General features: G+C 37.2%; 16 protein-coding genes. 15 read left to right on the forward strand and 1 reads right to left on the reverse strand.

Features of this window, described 5'->3' with window-relative positions:
- Nucleotides 1-279: 279 nt before the first annotated feature.
- The 5 genes from CQ046_RS09040 to CQ046_RS09060 all read left to right on the forward strand — a co-directional run bounded on the left by CQ046_RS09040 (nucleotide 280) and on the right by CQ046_RS09060 (nucleotide 6,944).
- Complete coding sequence (locus CQ046_RS09040) at nucleotides 280-918, forward strand: cysteine hydrolase family protein (RefSeq protein WP_105701951.1); 639 nt, start codon at nucleotides 280-282, stop codon at nucleotides 916-918.
- A gap of 390 nt (nucleotides 919-1,308) precedes the next feature.
- Nucleotides 1,309-1,887, forward strand: coding sequence for a Crp/Fnr family transcriptional regulator (locus tag CQ046_RS09045; protein WP_105701952.1), 579 nt, complete (start codon nucleotides 1,309-1,311; stop codon nucleotides 1,885-1,887).
- A gap of 269 nt (nucleotides 1,888-2,156) precedes the next feature.
- Nucleotides 2,157-5,426, forward strand: coding sequence for a cytochrome c biogenesis protein CcsA (gene ccsA / locus CQ046_RS09050; RefSeq protein WP_105701953.1), 3,270 nt, complete (start codon nucleotides 2,157-2,159; stop codon nucleotides 5,424-5,426).
- Between the two features lie 382 nt (nucleotides 5,427-5,808).
- Entirely contained in the window at nucleotides 5,809-6,675 is an 867-nt protein-coding gene (locus CQ046_RS09055) for an SPFH domain-containing protein (RefSeq protein ID WP_105701954.1), read from the forward strand.
- 80 nt (nucleotides 6,676-6,755) lie between these two features.
- Complete coding sequence (locus tag CQ046_RS09060; RefSeq protein ID WP_089691429.1) at nucleotides 6,756-6,944, forward strand: Arc family DNA binding domain-containing protein; 189 nt, start codon at nucleotides 6,756-6,758, stop codon at nucleotides 6,942-6,944.
- A gap of 192 nt (nucleotides 6,945-7,136) precedes the next feature.
- Here CQ046_RS09060 and CQ046_RS23540 read toward each other — a convergent pair whose 3' ends face one another.
- The gene (locus CQ046_RS23540; protein ID WP_047375093.1) at nucleotides 7,137-7,286 is read right to left on the reverse strand and encodes a histidine kinase; all 150 of its coding nucleotides are present in this window, start codon (nucleotides 7,284-7,286) and stop codon (nucleotides 7,137-7,139) included.
- 135 nt (nucleotides 7,287-7,421) lie between these two features.
- Here CQ046_RS23540 and CQ046_RS09065 point away from each other — a divergent pair, with 135 nt between their 5' ends.
- The 10 genes from CQ046_RS09065 (at nucleotide 7,422) to CQ046_RS09110 (ending at nucleotide 18,906) form a co-directional block, all read left to right on the forward strand.
- Nucleotides 7,422-8,972 carry an aldehyde dehydrogenase family protein gene (locus CQ046_RS09065; protein ID WP_105701955.1) on the forward strand — a complete coding sequence of 517 codons (1,551 nt, stop codon included), beginning with the start codon at nucleotides 7,422-7,424 and terminating at the stop codon, nucleotides 8,970-8,972.
- Nucleotides 8,973-9,086: 114 nt separating this feature from the next.
- Nucleotides 9,087-10,412 (forward strand): L-lysine 6-transaminase, encoded by a 1,326-nt coding sequence (gene lat, locus CQ046_RS09070; protein ID WP_105701956.1) that lies wholly within the window; start codon nucleotides 9,087-9,089, stop codon nucleotides 10,410-10,412.
- A gap of 61 nt (nucleotides 10,413-10,473) precedes the next feature.
- Complete coding sequence (locus CQ046_RS09075) at nucleotides 10,474-10,704, forward strand: DUF2007 domain-containing protein (protein WP_105701957.1); 231 nt, start codon at nucleotides 10,474-10,476, stop codon at nucleotides 10,702-10,704.
- Nucleotides 10,705-10,859: 155 nt separating this feature from the next.
- Nucleotides 10,860-11,372 (forward strand): GNAT family N-acetyltransferase, encoded by a 513-nt coding sequence (locus CQ046_RS09080; protein WP_105701958.1) that lies wholly within the window; start codon nucleotides 10,860-10,862, stop codon nucleotides 11,370-11,372.
- Nucleotides 11,373-11,488: 116 nt separating this feature from the next.
- The gene (locus CQ046_RS09085) at nucleotides 11,489-11,944 is read left to right on the forward strand and encodes a transcriptional regulator (protein WP_065394571.1); all 456 of its coding nucleotides are present in this window, start codon (nucleotides 11,489-11,491) and stop codon (nucleotides 11,942-11,944) included.
- Between the two features lies 1 nt (nucleotide 11,945).
- The gene (locus tag CQ046_RS09090; protein ID WP_105701959.1) at nucleotides 11,946-13,133 is read left to right on the forward strand and encodes an efflux RND transporter periplasmic adaptor subunit; all 1,188 of its coding nucleotides are present in this window, start codon (nucleotides 11,946-11,948) and stop codon (nucleotides 13,131-13,133) included.
- Nucleotides 13,133-16,279, forward strand: a complete 3,147-nt coding sequence (locus tag CQ046_RS09095; RefSeq protein WP_105701960.1) for an efflux RND transporter permease subunit — start codon at nucleotides 13,133-13,135, stop codon at nucleotides 16,277-16,279. Before CQ046_RS09090 ends, CQ046_RS09095 begins: the two co-directional genes overlap by 1 nt.
- Before the next feature lie 91 nt (nucleotides 16,280-16,370).
- The gene (locus tag CQ046_RS09100; protein WP_105701961.1) at nucleotides 16,371-17,786 is read left to right on the forward strand and encodes an efflux transporter outer membrane subunit; all 1,416 of its coding nucleotides are present in this window, start codon (nucleotides 16,371-16,373) and stop codon (nucleotides 17,784-17,786) included.
- A gap of 149 nt (nucleotides 17,787-17,935) precedes the next feature.
- Nucleotides 17,936-18,424, forward strand: a complete 489-nt coding sequence (locus CQ046_RS09105) for a GNAT family N-acetyltransferase (protein ID WP_105701962.1) — start codon at nucleotides 17,936-17,938, stop codon at nucleotides 18,422-18,424.
- Between the two features lie 2 nt (nucleotides 18,425-18,426).
- Nucleotides 18,427-18,906: a MarR family winged helix-turn-helix transcriptional regulator gene (locus CQ046_RS09110; RefSeq protein WP_105701963.1), complete on the forward strand. Its 480-nt coding sequence runs from the start codon at nucleotides 18,427-18,429 to the stop codon at nucleotides 18,904-18,906.
- Nucleotides 18,907-18,958 lie beyond the last annotated feature (52 nt).

An 18,958-nucleotide genomic window follows, 5' to 3' on the forward strand; every position in this document is an offset into this window, starting at 1 on the left:
AATATTACATGGATCAGCCTACATTATCTGGCTTTTTCTATTTTGTTCCTAAGAAAAATAAAAGTTTAAACAGGTTTACCGTTAAATTATATTCTCCGATTACATCTTCATATTTCTTAAAAAAAGATAATAAAATTTCTTATTTAAATCTATATAAATGAAAAAAAATAATAATATTTAAAAATTGGTTGATATTATGATGTATCAATAACATTTTTTGAACTAGTTCAAAGGTCAGGAATTGAAGCCTCTGTAATTTTGTCCTGTAAAACTTTACGTATGGAAAATACTTTTAAAACAATTCTGACCCTTGGTCTGATATTTATTTCACTGATTACAATGAACGCACAACAAAAACAAAAAATGGAACACACGGCATTATTAATTATCGATTTACAAAACGATTATTTTCCGGGAGGAAAAATGACTTTGGAAAAAGCTGAACAGGCAGCCAAAAATACTAAGGAAATTTTAGAATATTTTCGGAAGAATAATCTCCCAATTATTCATATCCAGCATATTTCTACCAATGAAGGGGCTACTTTTTTCCTGCCAGATACTGAGGGTGCTAAAATCAACACTCTTGTTTTGCCGAAGGAAAATGAAAAAGTAATTGTCAAGCATTCTCCCAACAGTTTCAAAGAAACTGATTTATTGAACTATCTAATGTCAAATAAAATTAAAAATCTAGTGATTACAGGAATGATGACGGACGTTTGTGTAGAAGCCACTACAAGAGCTGCCTTCGATTTTGGCTTTCACAATACAATCATCGGAGATGCTACGGCAACCAGAAACCGTGAATTAAATGGAGAAGTCATAAAAGCAGCAGATGTACAAAAGTCCTTTTTGGCAGGAATATCTGCTCTTGGAAATCTTTATGCTCGTGTCGTAAATACTGATGAACTTTTAAAATAATGTTATTTTGAAGCTGGAAAGGCACAACGATTTTTAAGATAAGATTTTTGGAATCATCTAAAAAGCCTTTTTCATCTGTTAAAGAATTAAAATTAAAGGCTATTTTAAAACGCGAAGGCGCTAAGAATTTTTAAAATATCAGGTGTTTTTAAGGTCGCAAAGATTTTATCTCCGATAAAATTTAAAACAGTTCATCTTGCTGAAAATCTCACATTGAGCGAAGTCGAAATGTTCTTGTGTCTTGAAATAAATAAAATGTATGATAAATTTTTGCGTCTACCCAACAAAAAACCAGAGTTCTATTGCTTAAATACAGAAATAACTTAACATAACTTAATTCCGCAAAAGGTGTCAATAATTTTGATACCTTTATTTTACTTAAATAAACCCATGTCCGATTTACTTTTTAAAAATATCATTCAATACATCAACCTTTCAGAAGAAGATTTTAAACAGTTTGTAAAGCCATTTGAATATAAAAAATTTAAAAAGAAAGAAATTGTGCTTAAAGAAGGAGATTACTGCTTCTTTGAAGGGTTTGTTCTGAGTGGCTGTTTCAAAATTTATTATCTTAACGAAAGCGGATTTGAACAGACTTTATATTTTGCAGTGGAAGGCTGGTGGATTACGGATATAGACAGTCTTATCAATAATGTTCCGAGCATTCTGAATATTGAAGCCCTTGAAGACGGTGAAGTATTGATGATTAGTAAAAAGGATAAAGAACATCTGTACGAATCAATGCCTCAGATAGAAAAGCTTTTCAGGATAATGAACCAGAAATCTTCGGTAGCACTGCAGAGGAGGATTCTTTCTTTGACAGGTAAAACTGCAGATAAACGATATCTCGAATTTCTTGAAAAGTATCCGGGATTGGAACAGAAAATTACCCAACAGCAGGTGGCTTCTTATTTGGGAATTACCCATGAATTTTTAAGTAAAATAAGGAAGAAACTTTTGATGGGATAAATGAGTTGATTTTACATTTCTATTTGTGCTTATAAATCAGGGTTTTATAGAATTTTATTTGGTTTATGAATAGAAGGGTTCAATCGCTGAAATAGTTTTTATAAATCCAATTTTTTTCGGAATTAGGAATTGAATTTTTCCCAATGTTTTCAGGCTTATTAAGAATGTTTCAAAATAAGCAAAAGCGAGGCCAAAGTGACAAAAAACAGCTTTTTTTAAGCTCTTTGTGGTTTATCATGCTTATTTTTGCATGTCAAGTACAATAAATCATGAAGAAGCTCCAAGATATTCTTATCTCAACCAGGACAATGGCTGTATTGCTGCTGGTTTACGCATTCGCGATGGCTTATGCAACGTTCTTAGAAAATGACTACGGAACTCCTACAGCAAAAGCATTAATTTATGAAGCCAAGTGGTTCGAACTGATCATGGTCCTGCTCATTCTTAATTTCATAGGAAATATCGGAAGATACAGACTGTGGAAAAAAGACAAGTGGCCGGTTCTTGTTTTCCACCTTGCCTTTATTTTTATTTTTATCGGTGGTGCTATCACAAGATACATCAGTTTCGAAGGAACAATGCACATCAGAGAAGGTGAAACTTCAAACGAAATCGTAACGGATAAAAATTTCTTTAAAATTCAGATTGAAGAAAAAGGTGACGTTCTTAATTATCAGGATGTTCCTTATCTGATGTCTCCATTGCACAAAGATTTCAATGCAACTTATGATTTCCACGGAAAAGAAGTGAAAGTTTTTGCAAAGGAATACATTCAAAGAAAAAAAGACAGCCTTGTAGCTGAGCCAAACGGAGCAGAATATCTTCACTTGGTTTCTACCGGAAATACCGGAAGACAAAACATTTACATCAAACCGGGAGAGACAAAATCGATCAACGGAACTTTGGTAACGTTCAACAGAGCGATTGAAGGAGCTGTTGAATTCAAAAATGAAGGCGGAAAATTATTCATCAAAACTCCTGTAGATGCCAACTATATGACGATGGCAACACAGGCAACAGGAACTACCGTGAAAGATGAATTCCAGCCTTTGGCATTAAGAAGTTTATATACAATCAACGAATTGAAGCTTGTAGTTCCTGAAGGTCTTAAAAAAGGAAGACTGATGGCGATTGAAGGGGACAGAAAGAAAGATGCTAATGTTCCTGATATGCTTCAGATTGAGCTTCAGGGGCCAAAAACAAAACAGATTGTAGATCTTTCTGTTGAAAAAGGAAACCCGAATGCTTACAAACAGATTACGATGGATGGTTTAAACATCATGGTAGGATTCGGACCTAAAGTATACAATACCCCTTTCGCATTGAAACTGGATGACTTTGTAATGGAAACCTATCCGGGGAGTTCATCTCCAAGTGCTTATGAAAGCCATGTAAAAATCATTGATGAAGGTAAAGAAACTCCTTATAAAATTTATATGAACCACGTTCTAAATCATGGTGGATACCGTTTCTTCCAGTCAAGCTTTGATCCGGACAGAATGGGAACAGTACTTTCTGTAAACCACGATTACTGGGGAACCTTGATTTCTTATATTGGTTATACTCTTTTATTCTTAGGAATGTTTGTGATCTTCTTCTGGAAAGGAACTCACTTCTGGAAACTGAACAAAATGCTGACTGATGTCAACAAAAAGAAAGCTGCAGCAGTTCTTTTACTATTCTTAAGCTTAGGTTTGAATGCTCAGAAGATTGAAACTCACGGAACGACTGACGGAAGCAGAGAACACATTCATGTGGAAGGAGATAATCATTCTCATGCTCCGGCTCCATCTGCCCAGCCGCTTGATGGTGCTGCTCCAAAGCAGAACTCTCTGGCAACGCCAATGGGTAAGATGAGATCTATTTCTCCGGATGAAATCATTGCCAGAAACAAAATCAGCAAAGAGCATGCGGATAAATTCGGATACCTTCTGGTACAAAGTTTTGAAGGAAGAATTGTTCCTATCAATACGGAAGCATTAGATGTTTTAAGAAAACTATACAAAAAAGACGAATTCAAAGGAACAGATGGAAAGTCTCTTACAGCTAACCAATGGTTCCTTTCAATCAATACAGACACACCAAGCTGGACAATGGTGCCTATGATCAAAGTAGGACCTAAAGGTGGTGATGAACTGAAAAATAAAACAAAGGCAGATGAAGATGGTTACACTTCACTGATGAACCTTTTCCCTGCGGATGCTAACGGAAACTTAAATTATATTCTGGAGCATGATTACAACACTGCATTCCGTAAAAAACCGGCTGAACAGACAAATTATGATAAAGAAGTAATTGCTGTAAACGAAAGAGTACAGATCTTCAATGAGTTCTTCAGCGGTCAGTTTATGAGAATTGTTCCTGTGAAAAATGATGCCAATCATACATGGCATTCATGGTTAGATCAGAAATTCGAACCAGATATGGAATCTCAGCAGGTAATGGGACCTTATTTTGCAGAAGCTCTTACCGCACAGAAAACCGGAAACTGGAGCAAAGCAGATACAGAATTGGCAAAGCTTTCAGAATACCAGCAAAAATGGGGTAAAGCAGTTGTTCCTGCTAAATCTAAAGTAGATCTTGAAGTATTTATGAACAAAGCGGATATCAACTTCAAATTGTTGATCTTCTATACGCTTGTTGGTGGTCTTCTTTTAATCTTAGGATTTGTTGAGTTGTTCAAATCAAATAAACTATTAAACAAGATTATCAAGGTAATCATTGCGCTTGGTTTAGTTGGATATCTATTACATTTCCTTGGACTTGTTGCAAGATGGTATATTTCAGGGCACGCTCCTTGGAGTAACGGTTATGAAGCCATTATCTTTATCTCTTGGGTAGGTATTACAGCAGGTTTATTATTATATAGAAATTCAAATGCATTAATTCCTGCAGCCGGATTTATGGTAGCAGTTATTATGATGGGATTCGCACACGGAGGTTCAGCGCTTGATCCACAGATCACACCATTGGTTCCTGTGTTGAAATCTTACTGGTTAATTGTTCACGTAGCAATTATTACCTCCAGTTATGGATTCTTCGCACTGTCGATGATTATTGCTGTTATTTCATTGGTATTCTATATTATCTCCAATAAAGAAACCTATAAAATTCACCACGATACTACATTGAAGGAATTGGTAATCGTTTCTGAAATGTCATTAACAATCGGGTTATTTGCACTAACAGTAGGAAACTTCTTAGGAGGAATCTGGGCAAACGAATCTTGGGGAAGATACTGGAGCTGGGACCCGAAAGAAACATGGGCTTTCATTTCCATCATGGTCTATGCATTTGTACTGCACATGAGATTAGTACCAGGATTGAGAAGCAGATGGGCGTTCCACGTAGCAACAATGTTTGCTTTCTGTTCAATGGTAATGACTTATTTCGGAGTAAACTATTACTTAAGCGGACTTCACTCGTATGCAGCGGGAGATCCGGTACCAGTACCAGCTTGGGTATACATCGGAATCTCAACAATGATTATTTTATCAGCTGTTTCTTATTGGAAGTTTAAAATGCTTACAAAGAAATAGACTTTTGTACATATAAATTAAAATCCTGGAATTCACTTTCCGGGATTTTTTTTATTCATATTATTTCTAGCTTTAAAGTGAATATCTTATTAACGCTAAGTTCGCAATGATTTTTGTGATGAGTTGTCGTTCGTAAAGGCATTTCACTCAGCACAGAAACTAGCGGTCTTAGCTAAACGAAGTGGCTTTGCGAACAAAATATGATGTATCCTAATAAATTAACCTCGCGAACTTTGCGTTAGTTAAAAATACCCGAATCTTATATCTTGGAACTCGAACCCCGCACCCTGCTCCTCAAAAAAAAACAAAATTCTTCATTTATAATTCAAAATTCATTAGTATCTTTATGATATCAAAATAATATCAAACTAAAATTTCAATCATGGAAAAAACATTAAAACCCATGTCGGGTTATCTTACCTTAGTTATCTGCCTTGCATTGTTTATTGCAGCAGTTTACTTCTTTGTTACAGGAGTAGATCAAAGTATAGCCTATGTGGTTATCGCTATGCTTTGCTTTCTTCTTTCGTGCTTTTTCTTAAAAGGTTTAATGATTATTCAGCCTAACCATTCGAGAGTATTAAACTTCTTTGGAAAATATGTAGGAAGTGTAAAAGAGAACGGATTGTTTTTTATCAACCCTTTATATTCGTCACAGAAAATGTCGTTACGTTCAGAGAATTTACAAGGCCAGACTTTGAAAGTAAATGATAAAATGGGTAACCCTATTGAAATAGCAGTGGTAATCGTATGGAAAGTAGGAGATACCTACAAAGCTGCTTTTGACGTAGAGCGTTATTCAGATTTTGTGAAAATGCAGAGTGAAGCGGCGGTAAGACACCTGGCGATGAGCTTTCCTTATGATAATTTAGAAGATGATCATGCTCCGATTACGTTGAGAGAAGGAGGTGATAAGATCAATTCTATTTTGGAGCAGGAACTTACAGACCGTCTTTCAAAAGCGGGAATTGTGATTCAGGAAGCTAGAATTTCGCACCTTGCATATGCTTCAGAAATTGCAGGAGCAATGCTTCAGAGACAGCAGGCTACGGCTATTGTTGCAGCAAGAACCAAGATTGTAGAAGGAGCTGTAGGAATGGTGGATCTTGCTTTGAAAAAACTTTCAGAAGAGAATATCGTTGAGCTTGATGATGAAAGAAAAGCGGCAATGGTAAGCAATTTAATGGTGGTTCTTTGCGGTGAAAAAGCGGCGACTCCCATATTAAATGCCGGAACACTTTATAATTAAGAAGTGAAAATTAACAGTTAAATTTTAGTGTAGATTTTCACACTAAAATAGTTAGAAATAATGTAAGAGAATATTAGAAAATGAAATCAGAAAAAGCTCAAAACTCTTCGGAAAGCAAAGGGAAAAAATCTTTTGTGATAAGAATAGATGAGTCTACTTATAAACTCCTTGAAAAGTGGGCCAATGATGAATTCAGAAGTGTGAACGGCCAGATCGAATACCTGCTGCATCAGAGCCTGGTAGAGTCGGGAAGAAAAAAGAAAGAGTGATTTTGAAGAAATCAATTTTTAAGGAATAATGGTGCTTTTGGGGGAATTTATTCATAAGAAGCCTCTGTTTATTCAGGATTTTACATTAAGGAAAATGTAAAAAAGACCCATTTTTTGAACACTTCAATAAATAAATAACAATTTGGTTAACCTTATATCAAAAAAGAAAGCAGAGAAATTTTCTCTGCTTTTTTATTTGATACAACTCTGAAGACTATCTGCTCCAACGTAGAATATGACGAGCCAAATCAAGCCTTTAATGGTAAAGAAAGCTAATCCTGCCCATCCCACACGCTTGAACCACTTTTTAAGCTTTGAGTTATTTTCTTGTGAATTTTCCATTGGCGATTATCAAAATGATTACCCTGCAAAGATAAGCATGTTTATAATTAGTCCAAATAAAAAGCGTATTAAAAATTAAAGTTTTGAGGTTCACATAATATTTTTATCTTTAGAGAGAACGAAAAGTAAGATTTTATGTCAAAAAAAGTAAAGGATTTCGGAATTGAAAAAACACTTAGAAATCTTGGTATCAAAGAAGAGAACAAAGGGACTTCAGTGGGCGGAAAATATTTCGCTTCAGGAAAGGTGATAGAAAGCATTTCTCCTGTAGACGGAAAATTGATCGCTAAAGTAAAAACTTCCGGAGAAAGTGATTATGACAAAGTAATTGAAACTGCTCAAAAAGCATTTCAGGAATTCAGGCTGATTCCGGCTCCTAAAAGAGGAGAGATCGTAAGACAGCTGGGCTTAAAATTAAGAGAATATAAAGATGACCTTGGTAAGCTTGTTTCTTATGAAATGGGTAAATCATTACAGGAAGGTCTTGGAGAAGTTCAGGAAATGATCGATATCTGTGATTTCGCAGTAGGACTTTCAAGGCAGCTTCAGGGGTACACGATGCACTCGGAAAGACCAGGACACAGAATGTATGAGCAATACCATCCGCTGGGAGTAGTAGGAGTTATTACAGCATTCAACTTCCCGGTAGCTGTTTGGTCTTGGAATACTGCATTAGCTTGGATCTGCGGTAACGTTACCATCTGGAAGCCATCTGAAAAAACACCACTTTGTGCTATTGCATGCCAGAATATCATGATGGAGGTTATCAAGGAAAATAATCTACCTGAAGGAGTTTCGAGTGTATTGGTATCAGACCACGAAATCGGACAGAAATTAGTAGATGATAAAAGAGTAGCGCTTGTATCTTTCACAGGGTCTACAAGAGTAGGAAGAATGGTTTCTTCTAAAGTAGCAGAAAGATTCGGGAAATCAATCCTTGAATTAGGCGGAAACAATGCTATCATTATTACGAAAGAAGCTGATATCGATATGTCAATCATCGGAGCTGTTTTCGGAGCGGTAGGAACGGCAGGGCAGAGATGTACTTCAACAAGAAGACTGATCATCCACGAAAGTGTATATGACGAAGTGAAAAATAGATTGGTAAAAGCTTACGGTCAGTTGAAAATCGGAAATCCATTGGATGAGAAAAACCATGTGGGACCACTTATCGACACTGATGCCGTAAACCAATACGAAGAAGCCATCAAGAAATGTAAAAAAGAAGGAGGGAAATTCGCTGTTGAAGGTGGAGTTTTAACCGGAAAAGATTACGAATCCGGATGCTATGTTAAACCTTGCGTAGCAGAAGTGAAGAACTCTTACGAGATTGTTCAGCACGAAACATTTGCACCGATCCTTTATCTGATTAAATATAAAACATTAGAAGATGCTATTGCCATTCAGAATGATGTTCCTCAGGGACTATCTTCTGCAATCATGACCCAGAACTTAAGAGAAGCAGAATTATTCCTTTCTCACGCTGGTTCAGACTGTGGTATTGCCAATGTAAATATTGGAACTTCTGGCGCTGAAATTGGTGGAGCTTTCGGTGGTGAAAAAGAAACCGGAGGTGGAAGAGAATCGGGATCTGATGCCTGGAAGTATTACATGAGAAGACAAACCAATACAATCAATTACACTGCACAACTTCCTTTAGCACAAGGAATTAAATTTGATTTATAAAAGCTTTACTTAAAGCACCCAAAAAACTTAAAACTTAATAACCTGAATGGTTAAATGTTTCCTTGTTGGGGAACATTTAATCACTCACTTATTAAATCACACTACAAATTTATTATGGAACAAATATTAGATATAAAAGCAAATAAAGTAAAAGAAACAGTAGGAAGACATGTTCTTGCAGACGGTTTCGATTTTGTGATGGATATTGAAAAGTCACACGGATCATGGCTTTATGATAAATTGACAAACAGAGAATATCTGGATATGTTCTCTATGTTCGCATCAGCATCCGTTGGATACAACCACCCTTATCTTGTAGAAAGATCAGAATGGCTGGGAAAAATGGCTGTGAACAAACCTACTTTGGCTGACGTTTACTCTGAAGAATATGCTCATTTTCTTGAAGTATTCGAAAGAGTAGTGATTCCTGAAGAATTACAATATGCTTTCTTTATCGAAGGCGGAACTCTTGGCGTTGAAAATGCTATGAAAGCATGCTTCGACTGGAAAACCCGCAAAAACTTTGCAAAAGGACTAGACACGGAAGCAGGAATCTGCATCCACTTCAAACAGGCTTTTCACGGAAGAAGTGGGTATACTTTGAGCTTAACCAATACTTCTGACCCAAGAAAATACCAATATTTCCCAATGTTCAACTGGCCGAGAATTTTAAACCCAAAATTAAAGTTCCCGATTACGGAAGAAAACCTGGAAGAAACTATCAAAAATGAAAACCTTGCTTTACTTCAGATTGAAGAGGCTATTCTGATGAACCCCAATAAAGTGGCTTGTATCATCATAGAACCTATTCAGGCAGAAGGAGGTGACAACCATTTCAGAGACGAATTCCTTTTAGGATTAAGAAGAATCTGTGATGACAACGAAATCTTACTTATTTTTGATGAAGTTCAGACAGGGATTGCTATCACAGGAAAAATGTGGGCATTCCAGCATTTTACAGCAAAACCGGATATTATTTCTTTCGGGAAAAAAGCCCAGGTTTGTGGTGTTCTAGCCAATAAAGAAAAGTTTGATGAAGTTCCGAATAACGTTTTCAGAGAAAGCTCAAGAATCAATTCTACCTTCGGAGGAAACTTTATAGACATGCTTCGTTTCCAGTTGGTAATGGAGGTGATCGAAAAAGAAAACCTTGTTGAGAATGCAAGAGTTGTTGGAGATTTCTTATTGGAAAATTTGAAAACCCTGGCAGAAAAATATCCTGAAAAAATTTCAAATGCAAGAGGTAGAGGCTTAATGTGTGCTGTTGATCTGCCATCTGCAGAACAGAGAAACCACCTGATGAACGAACTTTACAAGGATGGATTAATCATTCTTCCATGTGGAGATCAGTCTCTTCGTTTCAGACCTCACCTAAATGTTACTAAAGAAGAAATTCAGCTTGCTTTAGACAAAATTGAAAACAATATTAATAAAATTTAAAACTCAGGATTTGTAATTGTAAAAAAAATATCGTATATTTAGATACTGAAACAATTAGAATATGGAAAGAAGTACGAGAGTATCAGTGTATGTAAGTGATAACCCTTCAGAAATTCAATTGGTTAAGTCTAAATTGGATGATGCACAAATTACAAATACCGTTGAAAATAACTATCTTACGTTTACTACAACGCCAACAGCTACTTCGCTGAAGGTAATGGTAGATCTGGAAGATGAAAAAAAAGCATTTGATGTTATTGATGCTTACCTTCAACAAAGTGAAAATCAATAAACAATTTCATAATTTTAAATTTTACTACTTCGAACCGAAAATTAATCTACATTAATTTTCGGTTTTTTAATTAATTACAAACTATTGAGAGGTAAAAGATCAAACAAAGTATTCTGATTTTTTAAACATTCAATCTTTTAATCAAATTTTACAACATGAATCCAGAGATTACACTAAGACAGGCAGAAATTGAGGACAGAAACATTATTTGGGAAATTATTCAGCAATCCATTGAAAGGAGAAGACAGGATGGAAGTACCCAATGGCAGAACGGATACCCTAATCTTGGAACAGTAGAAAGTGATATTGCAAAAGGATTTGGTCACGTTATGACAGTAGACGGAGAGATTGCAGTATATGCAGCTCTTATTCTGAATGACGAACCGGCTTACAGTACCATTAAAGGAGCATGGCTTAGTAACGGTGAATTTGTTGTGGTTCACAGAGTGGCTGTAGATGAAAAATTTGCAGGACAGGGTATGGTAAAAAAACTTTTTGATCAGATCGAAGGATTTACAAAATCCCATGGAATTCAGAGTATTAAAGTAGATACCAACCATGACAATATTGCCATGTTGAAAATCCTTGAAGGAAGAGGGTATTCCTATTGTGGAGAGGTTCTTTTGAGAGATGGAATGAGGAAAGCTTTTGAGAAGATTATAATTTAAGCAAAAAGTTAAATCCTCTTTCATTGAATTTTTAAACCGCCCTTTATTTATAAACTCTATCAAGTTTGTTCGTTTGGTTCTGAACTAATTTTTACATTTGTTCAAATTTTTATATTATGCACCAAAGTATAGAAATTGATGAGAAAATTTTTCAGGATGCCGTAAAGTTTTATGGCACCGTGTTCAGCTTACCCCCTTTAGCATCTAAAATTTATTCCTACCTTCTTTTCGACTATGAGAAAGTAGGAATTACTTTTGACGAGTTTGTGGAAGTACTTTCAGCGAGCAAAAGTTCCGTATCTACAAGTATTTCACTGCTGCTCAATGCACAACTTATCGTAGATCACAATAAAATGGATGAGCGGAAACGATATTTTTTCATCAACGACGAATACAAGAAAATACGATTCGAAAAAATTGTCCAAAAAATGCAGGACGAATTAAAACTATTAGATGATTTAAACAATTTTAAAAAAAGTAAAGACGATGGATACAATGAAAGAATAGAAGTTTACAAAGCACTCTTAAATAAAAACATAGAAAATATTCAGGAATCTCTTAATAAACTATAAAATGAATAATAAGCTAGTTATACTTTCCATTGCAGCGTTTTCACTGACAGCCTGCAAAAAAGAAGCTCCGAAGCAGGATGGTGCCAAGCCGTACCCTGTTGTTTCCGTGGAGTCAAAAAATATAGTGGGTTATCAGACGTTTCCGGCTACCATTCAGGGTAGAGTAAACAATGATGTACGCGCAAAAATACAGGGATATATTACCCAGGTATTGGTAGATGAAGGGCAATATGTTACTAAAGGACAACCTTTATTCCGTCTGGAAACCAATATTCTGAACGAAAATGCAGCCGCTTCCAAAGCAGGAATCGGGGCTGCAGCATCCAGTGTTGCAGCAGCTCAGGCTTCTGTAAATGCAGCACAGGTTGAAGTGAACAAACTAAAACCTCTTGTTCAGAAAAATATCATCAGCAATGTACAGCTGCAGACCGCTCAGGCTCAGCTGGCTCAGGCACAAGCTCAGTTACAGCAGGCCAATGCTGCCAAAAGACAAGCAGAAGCCAATTACAAAGGAGTAGAAGCAAACATCGAATATTCTATCATTCGTGCACCTATTTCAGGGGTGATCGGAAGACTTCCATTGAAAGTGGGAAGTTTGGTAGGACCGTCTGATCAGACTCCTCTTACAACGATTTCTGATACTTCTGAGATCTATGCTTATTTTGCGATGAATGAAAAGGAATATTTCAATTTCCTTGAAAAAGCTCCTGGTGCTTCTATGCCTGAGAAAATTAAAAACTTACCCATGGTAGAGCTTCAGCTGGCTAATGGAAGTCTTTATCCTGAAAAAGGAAAAATTGAAGCCATTACCGGTCAGATTGATCCTACAACAGGAACCATTCAGTTCAGAGTAGCATTCTCTAATGCTCAGAAATTATTGAGCAATGGTAACAGTGGAACCATCAGATTCCCTCAGAATTATGATAATGTATTGGTAGTTCCTGAAAGTGCTACTTATGAACAACAAGGTATTGTTTACGTATACAAAGTAGAAAAAGGAGATACTGCCAGAAATGTTGTGGTAAATGTTATTGACAGAATCGACAATATGGCTCTTATCAAGTCAGGAGTTAATAAAGGAGAAACTGTTATTGCAGCTGGTATCGGAGGTCTGAAACCAGGTACAGCTGTGAAGCCGAAACCCATCAAAATGGATAGTCTTGTTCAATCAATAAAACCGAAATTCTAATGATAAAAAACTTTATTAACAGACCGGTTTTATCTACCGTAATCTCAATTTTGATTGTGATTCTCGGTGTGTTAGGGCTGATCTCGTTACCGGTTACACAGTATCCGGATATTGCACCGCCTACGGTGAGTGTTTCCGCAAATTATACGGGAGCCAATGCTGAGACGGTCATGAAGAGTGTTGTAGTACCTTTGGAAGAACAGATCAACGGGGTGGAAGGTATGGATTATATCACTTCCAGTGCGGGGAACGACGGTTCTGCCCAAATCCAGGTTTTCTTCAAACAAGGAATTGATCCGGATATTGCTGCGGTAAACGTACAGAACCGTGTGGCCAGAGCAACACCTCTTCTGCCATCCGAAGTAACGCGTTCAGGGGTTGTAACCCAGAAACAGCAAACGAGTGCCCTGATGTATATGTCTTTCTATTCTGAAAATAAAGACCTTGATGATGTATACCTTCAGAACTTTTTGAACATCAACATTATTCCAAACCTTAAAAGGGTAAATGGTGTAGGGGATGCCAACGTTTTCGGAGGTAAAAACTACTCGATGAGAATCTGGCTGGATCCTGCAAAAATGGCTGCCTATAGTGTAACTCCTACAGATGTTACCAATGCCATCAATGAGCAAAGCAGGGAAGCTGCTGCAGGTTCTATCGGACAAAACAGTGGCAGCTCTTTTGAATATATCATCAAATATGTAGGTAAATTCAACGATAAAGAACAGTACGATAATATCATCATCAAATCTCTTGCAAACGGCCAAAACCTGATGCTGAAAGACGTTGCTAAAGTAGAACTGGCAGGACAATCTTATACAGGAATCGGGGAGAACGGAAACAACCCTTCCATCAGTATGGGGATCTTCCAGACTCCCGGATCCAATGCACAGGAGATTATTAAAAATATCAAAGCCTATCTGAAATCAGCCGAGGGAACTTTTCCAAAAGGGGTAAAGTATACTTTCAACTTTGATACCAATGAATTCCTTGAAGCTTCTATTGAAAAGGTAGTACATACCCTGATCGAAGCCTTTATTCTGGTATTTATTGTGGTATATATTTTCCTTCAGGACTTCAGATCTACGCTGATCCCGGCTATCGCGGTTCCGGTATCTATTGTAGGGGCATTCTTCTTCCTGAATCTTTTCGGATATTCCTTGAACCTCTTAACATTATTTGCATTGGTACTGGCGATCGGTATTGTGGTGGATGACGCCATTGTGGTCGTCGAGGCCGTTCATGCGAAGATGGAGCACGGTATTTCTGATGCGAAAAAAGCTACGGTAGAAGCAATGGATGAGATTACTGGGGCTATTATTTCTATTACCTTAGTAATGGCAGCAGTATTTATTCCGGTGACGTTCATTACAGGGCCTACAGGGGTATTCTATCAACAGTTTGGTATTACGCTGATCATTGCCATCATCATTTCTGCTATTAATGCATTAACGTTGAGCCCGGTTTTATGTTCATTATTCCTAAAGCCTCACGAAGCGCATCATGCAGAGTATAAAAACTTAAACATTCTACAGAAGTTTTTTTATAAGTTTAATATTGCTTTTAAAACAACTACTGAGCGCTACGGAAGAGGATTTGTATTCCTTTTAAGACATAAATGGGTAACCCTGATTATTTTCGCTGTTACCGGAGGAATTTTATTCTGGGCAAGCAGCAGTATGAAGAAAGGGTTTGTACCTACAGAAGACAGAGGGATTATCTTTACGGATGTTCAGCTTCCTCCGGGAGCTTCTATGGAAAGAACGTACAACGCCTTGAAAACACTTCAGGCTAAAGCATTGAAAGTTCCGGGAGTACAGAACGTAACGATCTCCACAGGTAGAGGATTCTTATCCGGAAACGGAAGTAACAACGGTCTTGCCTTTGTGAAACTAAAACCGTTTGATGAAAGAAAAAAAGACGGACAGACTTCTGAAGATATCACCAAACAATTATTTGGAATTGTAGGAGCCGTTCCTGATGCCAAAGTAGTATTCTTCCAACCGCCAAGTGTACCTGGATTTGGTAACAGTGCAGGTTTTGAGATGGTACTGTTGGATAAATCGGGGGGTGAATATGCAGATTTAGATGCTAAAACCAATGAGTTCATCGGTAAACTGATGGAAAGACCGGAAATTCAATTTGCGCAGACGTCATTCAATACCAAATATCCTCAGTATCAGATGGAAATTAATGTTCCACTGAGCAAACAGCTTGGGGTTTCTGTAAATGACATTCTGGCTACGATGCAGGGGTATATCGGGGGTATTTATACTGCCGACTTTACCAAGTATGGGAAACAGTTTAGAGTGATGGTTCAGGCGCTTCCTGAGAACAGACAGAATATTGAAAATCTGAACCAGCTCTATGTCAGAACAGGTTCAGGTGCAATGTCTCCGATTTCACAGTTTGTAACATTGACAAAAGCATATGGGCCACAATCTGTAAGCCGTTATAACTTGTTTACATCCGTGAAAGTGACAGGAGCAAACTCTGAAGGATATAGTTCCGGGGATGCCATCACCGCTGTACAGCAGGTGGCAAACGAAACCCTGAATCAAAACTATGCAGTGGAATTTACAGGGTTAACAAGAGAAGAATTAAATTCAGGATCTCAAACGCTTCTGATCTTTGCATTGAGTTTAATTTTTGTGTACTTTATTCTTTCTGCACAGTATGAAAGTTATATCCTGCCACTGGTTGTTGTGATCTCTCTTCCGTTAGGGGTAATGGGGGCTTACTTCGGACAGAAGGTAATGGGCTTGGAAAATAACATTTATTTCCAGATTGCCCTGATCATGCTCGTAGGGCTACTGGCGAAAAATGCGATCCTTATCGTGGAATTTGCTGTTCAGAGAAGGCATCACGGTGAAACCATTGTCATGTCAGCCATCAATGCAGCTAAAGCGAGGGTAAGACCTATCCTAATGACATCGTTCGCTTTTATCTTCGGTTTATTACCGTTAGTTCTGGCAAGTGGAATTGGTGCAGTAGGTAACAGATCTATTGCTACGGGTGCAGCTATCGGACTATTGATAGGAACTATTTTAGGATTATTTGTAATTCCTGTACTGTATGTGATTTTCGAAACACTGCAGGAAAAAATTAAGCCTATCAAAAAAGAAGAAATCAATTTAGCAGAATAAAATTAAGATTTAAGAAATTAGAAGTTAGAAATTAGAGATGGGTCTAAAAACTAACTTCTAACTTCTAAACTCTAACTTCTAATTAAAAATAATGAAGAGTTTATTAAACATCATAAAAGGAATCACTTTTTCAGTTTTCATACTCGGAGCCATCTCATCTTGTATGGCAAGAAAAGAGTATGAAAGACCGAAGAACGTTGTAGACGAAAAGCTGTTCCGTACAGATATGCTTCCTTCAGACAGTGCCAGCATTGCGAATATTTCATGGAAAGAGATCTTTACAGATCCGATATTGCAGGGGCACATTTCTAAAGCACTGGAAAATAATCTGGATATCAGAATTGCCTTAGAAAGTATCAATTCTGCGGAGGCTTATCTGAAACAAAGCAAAGCAGCATATCAACCGACACTTTCCATCGGACCTAACTATACGTTCCAGACCCAGTCTATCAATACTCAGTTTGGACAGATCATTGGAGAAAGACGTTACGTAAATCAGTTTGATATTACGGCAAGTATCGGGTGGGAGGCCGATATCTGGGGGAAACTAAGAGCACAGGAGAAAGCACAGTTAGCAACCTATTTAGGAACTGTTGCTGCTCACAAAGCAGTAAAAAGCAGCCTTGTGTCTTCTATCGCTTCTGCGTATTATCAATTATTGACTTTTGATGCACAGAAGAGAATTATTACAGAAACTATTGCGGTAAGAGAGAAAAACCTGGAAGCAACAAAGGCTTTAAAAACTGCCGGAACAGTTACTGAAGTAGCAGTTCAGCAGAGTGAGGCGCTTGTTTTCAATGCTAAATCATTACTGATTGATATTGATACACAGATTCAGCTGCTGGAAAATACCATGAGCCTTCTGATGGGTGAGCCTTCTCATTCTATTGCAAGATCTACACTGGAAGGACAGAACCTTCCGATTGATTTGAAGTTAGGGTATCCTTCTCAGCTTCTGGCAAACCGTCCGGATGTAATGAGAGCGGAATACAACCTGATGAATGCTTTTGAACTGACAAATTCTGCCAAGGCTCAGTTTTATCCTACGTTAAAACTGACAGGGAGCGGAGGGCTTCAGTCTGTGGATATTGACCATTTGTTCAGCGTAAATTCATTGTTTGCGAATGTAGTTGCAGGGTTGGCTCAGCCTATATTGAATAAAAGACAGATCAAGACCAACTATGATGTGAGTCTTGCAAATCAGGAGACAGCATATTTGAACTTCAGAAAAACAGTTCTTACTGCAGGAAAAGAAGTTTCTGATGCCATCAGGGTTTTCTCCGTTCAGGATTCATTCATTGAATTAAAACAAAAAGAGTTGGATGCCTATAAAAAATCGGTTGACTATTCTCAGGAATTGGTAAACTATGGTATGGCAAACTACCTTGAAGTATTGAATGCAAGCGTGAATTCATTGAACGCAGAATTGAACATCTCTAATGCAAGATACAGTAAAATGAAAGCCGCTGTAGAGCTTTACCAGGCTTTAGGCGGAGGCTGGAAGTAGCCGTATTTTGTAATTTAATATTATAAAACGTATGTCAGTAATGGCATACGTTTTTTTATTATTGATCATGTTAAAATAGTTTAATAGGTAAAATCAATTTGTATATATGTATTTAACTACGTAGTTTTATACTTTAAAATAAAAATACTATGAAATTGCAGATACAGCCCATAGGAAATTCTTATTCAGAACAGGCTATTGATCTGATTTTGACGATTCAGCAGAAAGAGTTTAACATTCCGATTACCATACAGGATCAACCCGATCTTTTGCAGATAGAAAGTTTTTATACGGAAGCCGGAGGTAACTTTTGGGGTGCGTTTGTAGATGGAGAACTGGTAGGTTCTATTGCGCTGGTTAAGTTTGACGAAAGGGCAGGAGCGATCAGGAAAATGTTTGTCAAAAAAGAATTCAGAGGAAAAGACTTGAATATTGCCCAGGAATTATTGGAAGTTTTAATTTCTTTCTGTCGGGAAAACGGAATTGATGATTTATATTTGGGAACCATAACGGTACTGAAAGCAGCCCAGCGTTTCTATGAAAGGAATCATTTTGTAAAGATTGAAAAAGGAAATCTTCCTGTGAAATTTCCTTTAATGAGTGCTGATGATGTTTTTTACCATTTAAATATGGACTGAATATGAATGTAATCAACGAAGCAGGAATTCTTGCGATATCTACCAGACTCCACCGCCTCAGTGAACAATTGAGGAAAGATGGAGCGCTTATCTATAAAGCCTTCGGAATTGATTTCGAGTTGAAATGGTTTCCGGTTATTTTCACCATTTATAAAAAAGAAATAGCAAGTGTTGTCGAAATTGCCAACGAAATCGGTTACACTCATCCATCCACCATAACACTGCTTAAGGAACTTGAAAAACTGGAGTTGATCCAATGGGAAAAGGATAAACAGGACGAACGCAAAAGACTTTTTAAGCTCACTTCAAAAGGGCAGGAACTCATTGATCAAATGAAACCCGTTTGGGAGCTGATGGCTCACATTTTAGGAGATATCGCAGACAATAAAAACAATCTGCTGACTGCTATTGATGAAGCAGAAGAGAAAATTGCCAGTCAGTCTTTTTATCAGAGGGCGCTGCAACGTAAAAATTCCAAGTAAATATCGGAGCGTTTTCTTCTACTTACATAGTAAATAATAATGTATAAAAAAT

The sequence above is a fragment of the Chryseobacterium sp. MYb7 genome (genome assembly GCF_002979455.1).
In the GTDB taxonomy this organism is placed as follows: Bacteria; Bacteroidota; Bacteroidia; order Flavobacteriales; family Weeksellaceae; genus Chryseobacterium.

Coding starts and splice junctions, on each gene's coding strand:
- CQ046_RS09110 (WP_105701963.1), top strand. CDS start 18,427: ATGAATGTAATCAACGAAGCAGGAATTCTTGCGATATCTACCAGACTC.
- ccsA (WP_105701953.1), top strand. CDS start 2,157: ATGAAGAAGCTCCAAGATATTCTTATCTCAACCAGGACAATGGCTGTA.
- CQ046_RS09055 (WP_105701954.1), top strand. CDS start 5,809: ATGGAAAAAACATTAAAACCCATGTCGGGTTATCTTACCTTAGTTATC.
- CQ046_RS09085 (WP_065394571.1), top strand. CDS start 11,489: ATGCACCAAAGTATAGAAATTGATGAGAAAATTTTTCAGGATGCCGTA.
- CQ046_RS09045 (WP_105701952.1), top strand. CDS start 1,309: ATGTCCGATTTACTTTTTAAAAATATCATTCAATACATCAACCTTTCA.
- CQ046_RS09105 (WP_105701962.1), top strand. CDS start 17,936: ATGAAATTGCAGATACAGCCCATAGGAAATTCTTATTCAGAACAGGCT.
- CQ046_RS09040 (WP_105701951.1), top strand. CDS start 280: ATGGAAAATACTTTTAAAACAATTCTGACCCTTGGTCTGATATTTATT.
- CQ046_RS09075 (WP_105701957.1), top strand. CDS start 10,474: ATGGAAAGAAGTACGAGAGTATCAGTGTATGTAAGTGATAACCCTTCA.
- CQ046_RS09095 (WP_105701960.1), top strand. CDS start 13,133: ATGATAAAAAACTTTATTAACAGACCGGTTTTATCTACCGTAATCTCA.
- lat (WP_105701956.1), top strand. CDS start 9,087: ATGGAACAAATATTAGATATAAAAGCAAATAAAGTAAAAGAAACAGTA.
- CQ046_RS09065 (WP_105701955.1), top strand. CDS start 7,422: ATGTCAAAAAAAGTAAAGGATTTCGGAATTGAAAAAACACTTAGAAAT.
- CQ046_RS09100 (WP_105701961.1), top strand. CDS start 16,371: ATGAAGAGTTTATTAAACATCATAAAAGGAATCACTTTTTCAGTTTTC.
- CQ046_RS23540 (WP_047375093.1), bottom strand. CDS start 7,286: ATGGAAAATTCACAAGAAAATAACTCAAAGCTTAAAAAGTGGTTCAAG.
- CQ046_RS09090 (WP_105701959.1), top strand. CDS start 11,946: ATGAATAATAAGCTAGTTATACTTTCCATTGCAGCGTTTTCACTGACA.
- CQ046_RS09080 (WP_105701958.1), top strand. CDS start 10,860: ATGAATCCAGAGATTACACTAAGACAGGCAGAAATTGAGGACAGAAAC.
- CQ046_RS09060 (WP_089691429.1), top strand. CDS start 6,756: ATGAAATCAGAAAAAGCTCAAAACTCTTCGGAAAGCAAAGGGAAAAAA.